Origin of the sequence: Dietzia sp. SLG310A2-38A2 (genome assembly GCF_014145095.1) — a bacterium.
Taxonomy (GTDB): domain Bacteria; phylum Actinomycetota; class Actinomycetes; order Mycobacteriales; family Mycobacteriaceae; genus Dietzia.
Genome location: NZ_JAALDX010000194.1, coordinates 1 through 1,850, shown reverse-complemented (window position 1 = coordinate 1,850; position 1,850 = coordinate 1). Strand labels below are relative to the sequence as shown.

1 protein-coding gene and 1 pseudogene are annotated in these 1,850 nt (G+C 70.0%); both read right to left on the bottom strand.

Translation table 11 applies throughout. The annotated features are described in order from the left end of the window. Positions 1-127: 127 nt before the first annotated feature. Positions 128-1,339, bottom strand: a complete 1,212-nt coding sequence (locus G6027_RS07430; RefSeq protein WP_346995656.1) for an acyl-CoA dehydrogenase family protein — start codon at positions 1,337-1,339, stop codon at positions 128-130. Positions 1,340-1,429: 90 nt separating this feature from the next. Next, positions 1,430-1,729, bottom strand: a pseudogene (locus G6027_RS19465) (acyl-CoA dehydrogenase family protein); the annotation flags it as partial. Between the last annotated feature and the right edge of the window lie 121 nt (positions 1,730-1,850).

Sequence of the window (1,850 nt, the reverse complement as noted above, 5' to 3'; positions counted from 1 at the left end):
GGCCCGCGCGGCGCGCGCTGCCGCCGGAGGCGCGGACCTCCTCGGCGGCGGCCAGGATGCGGGCGGCCTGCTCGTCACTCATGGGTGCCTTCTCGTTTGTTCGTGGGCGTGCTGACAGGGGGTCTGGTCAGCGGGCGGTGCGGGGCATCCCGAGGCCGCCCATGCAGGTCAGTTCGCGCATGACCTCGTTGACGCCGCCTCCGAAGGTGATCACGACGTTGCGCTTGTTCATCATGTCGAACCACCGCTGCAGTCTGGCGGTGTCGGGATCGGTGGGGTCGCCGAAGCGACCGAGCAGCTCCTCGATGATCCGGCCGACGTGCTGGATCTTCTCCGTGGAGAACACCTTGGACGCCGCCGAGTCGCCCATCGAGGGGTTCTCCCCGGCGGAGGAGACCTGCCAGTTGAGCAGTTCGTTGAGCCGGACGAACGCGAAGATCTCGGCGAGCCCGCGCCGCACCTCGGGCCGGTCCAGGTGACGGACCCCGTCGGCGCCGGTGCCCCGTGCCCAGCCGACCAGCTCGTCGTAGTACCCGCCCGGTCGACCGGACGGGGCCAGCATGACGCGCTCGTGGTTGAGCTGGGTGGTGAGCATCTTCCACCCGCCGTCGACCTCGCCCACGACCATGTCCGCCGGGACGCGCACGTCCGAGTAGTAGGTGGCGTTGACGTGGTGGGCGCCGTCGCAGGTGATGATCGGGGTGAACGAGAACCCCGGGTCGGAGGTGTCGACGATGAAGATGGTCAGCCCGCGGTGCCGCGAGTCCGGGGTGCCGGTGCGGGCCGCCAGCCAGATGTAGTCGGCGTGATGTCCGCCGGTGGTCCACATCTTCTGTCCGTTGATGATCCAGTCGCCGGTGGCCTCGTCGCGCCTGGCGGTGGTCCGCAGCGCGGCGAGGTCGGTGCCGGCGTCGGGCTCGGAGTAGCCGATCGCGAAGTGGATCGAGCCGTCGAGGATCCCGGGAAGGAACTTCTCCTTCTGCACCTCGGAGCCGTACTTCTGCAGGGTCGGCCCCACGGTCTGCAGTGTGACCGACGGCAGCGGGACGTCCGCGCGGATGGCCTCGTTGGTGAAGAGCAGCTGCTCGATGTGGCCGAAACCCTTGCCACCGAACTCGGTGGGCCACCCCACGCCCAGCCACCCGTCCCGGCCCATTCGCGTGATGATCTCCGCGTAGGTGTCGCCGTGGCGGGTGGTGGCGATGTCCGCCGCCTCCTCGGGCCAGATGAGGGTGGAGAAGTACTCGCGGAGCTCGGCCTGCAGCGCCCGCTGGTCTCCCGTGAGGTCGATGAAGGTGCCGTCCGGGGTTGCACTGGCGTCGGTGGCGGCGGGCGCCACGTGCTCGACGGGGTCGGACGCCACCGCCGAGGCGAGGTCGTCCAGGTGGAGCTGCGCGCCACCGACGAAGCGGGCCAGGTCCTTGACGGCCGAGGAGTACCGGAACATGGGATACGTGATGTCCACCCCGACGCCGCCGTGCAGGTGGTGCAGGATCTGCACCGCACGCGGTCCCTCGGCGGCCAGCCAGTACGCGCCGATCGTCGGGTCGGTGGCGTAGCGGTCCGCCGGGCCGGTGAGCCCCTCCGAGACCCGCCAGGTCACCGACTGCGAGATCACGTGCAGCGTGCGCGAGATGATGTAGACGTCGGCCAGCTCCTGCTGGACCGCCTGGAAGGAGCCGAGCGGCTTGCCGAACTGCACCCGCTCCTTGAGGTAGTCGGCGGTCATGTCCAACGCGCCGGAGACCAGGCCGTCGCCGTGGGCGATGCAGGCCGACAGGACGAGTCGTCGGAACTCGTCGAGGACCGATCCGTCGCCCGAGCCGCGGAGCACCTCGTCGTCGTCGACC